Source organism: Micrococcus sp. HG099 (genome assembly GCF_024723355.1).
Classification (GTDB): domain Bacteria; phylum Actinomycetota; class Actinomycetes; order Actinomycetales; family Micrococcaceae; genus Micrococcus; species Micrococcus endophyticus.
Genome location: NZ_JANQCJ010000141.1, coordinates 1 through 5306, shown reverse-complemented (window position 1 = coordinate 5306; position 5306 = coordinate 1). Strand labels below are relative to the sequence as shown.

Genomic DNA, 5306 nt, shown 5'->3' with positions numbered 1-5306 from the left:
CGTGGTGACCACGTGGGAGCGCCTCGGCGCAGACCCGGCGCACCTGCGCGGGGCGGGCCTGACGGCGCCGGGCCGCCACGACGCGGCCGTGCTGCGGCGGCTGCGCACGGACGCGGCGGAGCTGGCCGCGCGACTCGACGACGTGCTGGGGTGAGCCCGGTGGACGGGGGCGTCCCGGGCGGCCGCTATCATCGGTCTGAACCTGCAGGATCCCTGTGCCCGGGCCGCGTCACGCCCGTGGTGCCGGACCACGCGCGGACGAGGAGGGCACGATGAGCAGGGCCAAGATCCTGGTGGTGGACGACGACGAGGCGCTGGCCGAGATGATCGGCATCGTCCTGCGCAACGACGGCTTCGAGGCCGCGTTCGCCGCGGACGGCACCGCCGCCCTGCCGGCCTTCCACCGCGAGCGCCCGGACCTCGTGCTCCTGGACCTCATGCTGCCCGGCATGGACGGCATCGAGGTCTGCAAGCTGCTGCGCTCCGAGTCGGACGTGCCGATCGTGATGCTCACCGCCAAGTCGGACACGGCGGACGTGGTCCGCGGCCTGGAGTCCGGCGCCGACGACTACGTGCCCAAGCCGTTCAAGCCCGCCGAGCTCGTCGCCCGCGTCCGGGCCCGGCTGCGCGAGGGCGAGGCCAAGCCGGCCGAGGTGCTGCAGATCGGCGACCTCGAGATCGACGTCGCCGGCCACCAGGTCACCCGCGACGGCGCCGCCATCTCGCTCACGCCGCTGGAGTTCGACCTCCTCGTCGCCCTCGCCCGGCGCCCCCGCCACGTCTTCACCCGCGAGATGCTCCTGGAGGAGGTCTGGGGCTACCGCCACCAGGCGGACACCCGGCTCGTGAACGTCCACGTCCAGCGACTGCGCTCCAAGGTGGAGCCGGACCCGGAGAACCCGTGCGTCGTCCTGACCGTCCGCGGCGTGGGCTACAAGGCAGGCCAGGGCTGAGCGCATGACCGTCTCCGGCGCCGGCTCCGCTGCGGCCCCCGGGCCGGACGCCGGCCCGGACGGGTCCGCGCCCCCGCCGTCCGGCGCCCCGCGCCGCCCGTGGACCCCGGTCCGCGGCTGGCGCGGGCTGCGCCGCCGGTGGCGCCGGTCCCTGCAGCTGCGCACCGCCGTGCTGGCCGGGCTGCTCACCATCCTGGCCGGGCTGGCGTTCTCCGGACTGCTCACCCAGCAGATCACGCAGGCCCTCTTCGACTCCCGCTACGAGCAGGTCCAGGCCGAGGCCCGCCGCGGCCTGAGCCAGGTGCGGGACACGTTCGCGCAGACCTCCGCCACGGACGCCCAGAGCACGGACGCGCTCGTCACCCAGACGCTGCGCGCCCTCGAGGGCGACTCCGGCACCACCATCCGCCGCCGCTACCACCTGGCGCCGCTGCCGGACTCGGAGTCCGCCTACGTGGGCACGATCTCCTCGACCGGCCTGGACCCGGGCGTGATCCCGGCGGACCTGCAGGAGGCCGTCGCCTCGGGCCCCGGTGTCTACGACGCCAGCGTGGCCCTGCCCGACGCCTCCGGCGCCACACGGCCCGGCCTCGTCTTCGGTGCCCAGGTGGTGCTCCCGCCGGGCGCCGGCTACGGCCTCTACCTCGTCTACGACCTCTCCGACGTGCAGGAGTCCCTCGACTCCGTGCTGCGGGTGCTGCTCGTGTTCGGCGCCGGGTTCCTGCTGGTCAACGTGCTCGTGTCCTGGTGGGCCTCGCGGCGCGTGGTGCGGCCCGTGCAGCAGGCCGCCCGGGCCGCCGAGTCCATCTCCGGCGGCAACCTGGCCGTGCGCATGCCGGTGCGCGGCGAGGACGAGATGGCCCGCCTGGGCACCTCGTTCAACCGGATGGCGGACAGCATCCAGGACCAGATCGGCCAGCTCGCGCAGCTCTCCCAGATGCAGCAGCGGTTCGTCTCGGACGTCTCCCACGAGCTGCGCACCCCGCTGACCACCGTGCGGATGGCCGCGGACGTGCTCTACGGCTCCCGCGACGACTTCGACCCCGTCAACCGCCGCTCCACCGAGCTGCTCTACCACCAGGTCGACCGCTTCCAGGCCATGCTCGCCGACCTGCTCGAGATCACCCGGTTCGACGCCGGCGCCGCCACCCCGGCCCTCGAGGAGACCGACATGCTCGAGCTCGCCCGCGACGTCGTCCTCACCGCCCAGCCGCTGGCGGACCAGATCGGCGTGCCCGTCTACCTGGTGCCGATGGACCGGGATCGCCCGGACGGCTACGGGGCGCGCGCGGACCCGCGCCGCATCGAGCGCATCCTGCGCAACCTGGTGAACAACGCGATCGAGCACGCCGAGGGCCGGCCCGTGGACGTGCTCGTGGCCGCCGACGAGGAGGCCGTCAGTCTGGCCGTGGTGGACCACGGCATCGGCATGAGCCCCGAGGAGGTGCAGCGCGTGTTCGACCGGTTCTGGCGCGCCGACCCCTCGCGCAAGCGCACCACGGGCGGCTCCGGGCTCGGCCTGGCGATCGCCACCGAGGACACCCGCCTGCACGGCGGACGGCTCGAGGCCTGGGGCGAGCTGGGGGAGGGGTCCACCTTCATGGTGACCCTGCCGCGGCAGCCGCGCGAGACCGCCCCGGGCGCCGAGGCGCCCGAGCCGATCGGCCGGTCGGTGCTGCCCATGCCTCCGCAGTACAGCACCGCGGACCGTCGGTTCGCCGAGGACCTCACCCGGCCCGTGCCGCAGGACCCCGACGTCGACGGGTTCGACGTCGTCGACCCCGACGCCGCGGCGGGGACGGACGGCGCCGGCGGGCCCGCGGAGGCCGCGGAGCCGGCCTCCTCGGCGCGCCACGCCGAGCAGGCGCTGATCCCGCCCTCCCGCCTCCTGGGCGCGCCGGCCGCGCAGGGGGACGACGGCGGACGGTCCGGCCGCGACCCCGGAGAGGACGACCGATGAGCCCGACCCGCCCGACCCGCCCGACCGGTCTCCGCCGCGCACGCCGCCTGGCCGGCGTCGGCCTGGCCGCCGCCCTGGCCCTCGCCCTGGGCGGCTGCACGCAGATCCCGCAGTCCTCCGACGTGCGCAGCGCCGAGCCCCTCGACGGCGCCACGGCCGCCCCGGAGGCCCCGCAGTTTCGGCCGCCGGGCCCCTCCGCGGACGACACGGCGGAGGACGTCATCCGCGGCTTCCTGCTGGCGGGCACGAGCCCGCAGGACGACTATGCGGTCGCCCGCGAGTTCCTCGACGGGCCGGCCGCCGCCCGGTGGACGCCGGGTCAGCGGACGGTGGTGTACTCCGCCCAGCCGCGCATCACCCGCGGCGAGGGGACCGGCAACTACCAGGTCCAGGTGGAGGTGGACTCCGAGATCGACGAGTTCGGCCTGCGCACCATCGCCCCGCAGGGCACCACGCGGGCCTGGCAGGTGAGCGTCCAGGAGCGGCCGGAGGGCATGCGCATCACCGCCACCGAGAACGGCACGCTCCTGTCCCAGTCCCAGTTCGGCCAGCTCTTCGCCCCCCACGAGCTCGCCTTCTACGACACGGCCCAGCGCTACGCCGTCCCGGACGTGCGGTGGTTCGTCAACCGCGGCACCACCGTGACCGCGGTGACCCGCGCCCTGCTGCGCGGGCCCGCCCCGTACCTCACGGGCGCCGTCGAGACGGCCTTCCCGCTGCGCACCGGCGCCGACCTCGCCGGCCCCACCGTGCCCGTGGACGAGGACGGGGTGGCCCACGTGGACCTCACCGAGGCCGCCGCGGAGGGCGCCGACGCCGACCGCCGCCATCGCATGCGCGAGCAGCTCGAGATCACGCTCCTGGGCCTGCAGTCGGTGCGCGACGTGCGGGTCACCGTCGACGGGGCCGAGCTCTCCGCCTCCGGCGAGAACCCGCCTCCGCCGGTCCAGGACGAGCCCACGACCGGCTCCGTGCAGGTGGGCATCGACTCCGCCACGGGCGACCTCGCGTACTTCCAGGGCATGAGCGTCGGCCCCGTGGGCGGCGCGCCGGACGTCTCGGCCCTCGACCCGGTGGACCCCACGATGTCCCGCGACCGCAGCCGGTTCGCGTTCGTCACCCGGGACCGCACGGCCGTCCACGTGGCCGGCACGGACGGCTCCCTGCGGGAGGCCATGCGAGGGACGGGGCTGACCTCGCCGTCGATCGACGGCTTGGGCTGGGTGTGGGCGGCCGACGGCGCCGAGACCTCGCGCGTGCGCGCCGTGCCCGCCGAGCCCGGCCAGGAGGCGCGCATCGTCACGGCCACCTGGCTGCGGCCGGCCGAGCGCATCGTGGACCTGCGCGTCTCGCGCAGCGGGGCGCGGGCCGCCCTCCTCGTCGACGACGGCGACCGGCGGACCGTGCGGGTGGCCGGCATCGTCCGGGGCTCGGACGGGGTGCCGAGCGCGCTCACGGAGCCGATCCTGCTGCCCTCCACCGGCAGGGCCGCCTCCGTGGAGTGGGCCGGCGACACCAACCTCCTCGTCTCGCCGCGCGCGGCGACCCCGGACGAGCGGGTGGTGCCCCGGATCGTGTCCATCGACGGCACCGTGCGCGAGCTCAACCCCCTCGGCGGGCTCACCGGGGTGTCCGCGGGCGACGGCGGCGCCCTGTACGCCGAGACGGACGAGCTGGTGTTCCTGCTGGTCGGCTCCTCCTGGCGCGCCCAGGAGCTCGAGCGCGGCGTGCGGGACCTCTCCTTCCCCGGCTGAGCCGGGCGCGCGGTCCGGTCCGGCGGTGGGCGCTCCTGCACAGCGGGCCGGCCCCGCACATCGGCCCCGGTGCCCCGCCGAGGCGCGGGGCGCGCGGTGGACTGGGGCCATGCCGCACGCCCGCGCCGCCGAGCCCCTCCTCGAGTCCGACTCCGACCTGCCCGCTGCGCGGCGGGCGATCGCCGCACTCGCCGCGCTCGGCGCGGCGTTCGTCGACCTCGTCCTGCCGGCCGAGTGCGCCGTGTGCGCCGCCCCCGGCCACCGGCTCTGTGCGCCCTGCCGTCTCGACCTCGACGCCGCCCTCGCACGGCCGTTCCGCGCCGAGCACGGCGCCGCGGCGCTCCCGCTCGGCCCCGGCGGAGTGCCGCTGCCCGTCGTCGCCGCCGGCCGCTACGCCGACGCGCTGGCCGCCGCCGTGCTCGCCTTCAAGGACCACCACGGACTGCACCTGCGCGCCGTCCTCGGCGAGGCCCTGTGCCGGTCCGCCGCCGTCGCGCGCCTGGCGCCCGACGTGCCCGAGGCGGCCCACGCGCTCCTCGTCCCCGTCCCCGGCGGCGCGGCCGGCTTCCGGCGCCGCGGCTACGACCCGCTGGCCGAGCTCGTGCGCGTCCTGCCCGCCCCGTGGGTGGTCTCCGACGC

At 76.5% G+C, this 5306-nt stretch carries 3 protein-coding genes and 1 pseudogene; all 4 read left to right on the top strand.

From position 1 onward, the window contains the following. Positions 1-272 precede the first annotated feature (272 nt). A complete protein-coding gene (gene mtrA, locus NWP10_RS10365; protein WP_184170374.1) occupies positions 273-953 on the top strand; it encodes an MtrAB system response regulator MtrA in 681 nt (226 codons plus the stop codon). 4 nt (positions 954-957) lie between these two features. After that, entirely contained in the window at positions 958-2913 is a 1956-nt protein-coding gene (gene mtrB, locus NWP10_RS10360) for an MtrAB system histidine kinase MtrB (protein WP_258300847.1), read from the top strand. Further along, positions 2910-4667 carry an LpqB family beta-propeller domain-containing protein gene (locus NWP10_RS10355; protein ID WP_258300846.1) on the top strand — a complete coding sequence of 586 codons (1758 nt, stop codon included), beginning with the start codon at positions 2910-2912 and terminating at the stop codon, positions 4665-4667. The genes mtrB and NWP10_RS10355 overlap by 4 nt, the downstream gene beginning before the upstream one ends. Before the next feature lie 109 nt (positions 4668-4776). Beyond that, a pseudogene (locus NWP10_RS10350) lies at positions 4777-5306 on the top strand (ComF family protein); the annotation flags it as partial.

Excerpts from the sequence above, each read along its gene's own strand:
- mtrA (WP_184170374.1), top strand. The coding sequence starts at position 273 with ATGAGCAGGGCCAAGATCCTGGTGGTGGACGACGACGAGGCGCTGGCC.
- mtrB (WP_258300847.1), top strand. The coding sequence starts at position 958 with ATGACCGTCTCCGGCGCCGGCTCCGCTGCGGCCCCCGGGCCGGACGCC.
- NWP10_RS10355 (WP_258300846.1), top strand. The coding sequence starts at position 2,910 with ATGAGCCCGACCCGCCCGACCCGCCCGACCGGTCTCCGCCGCGCACGC.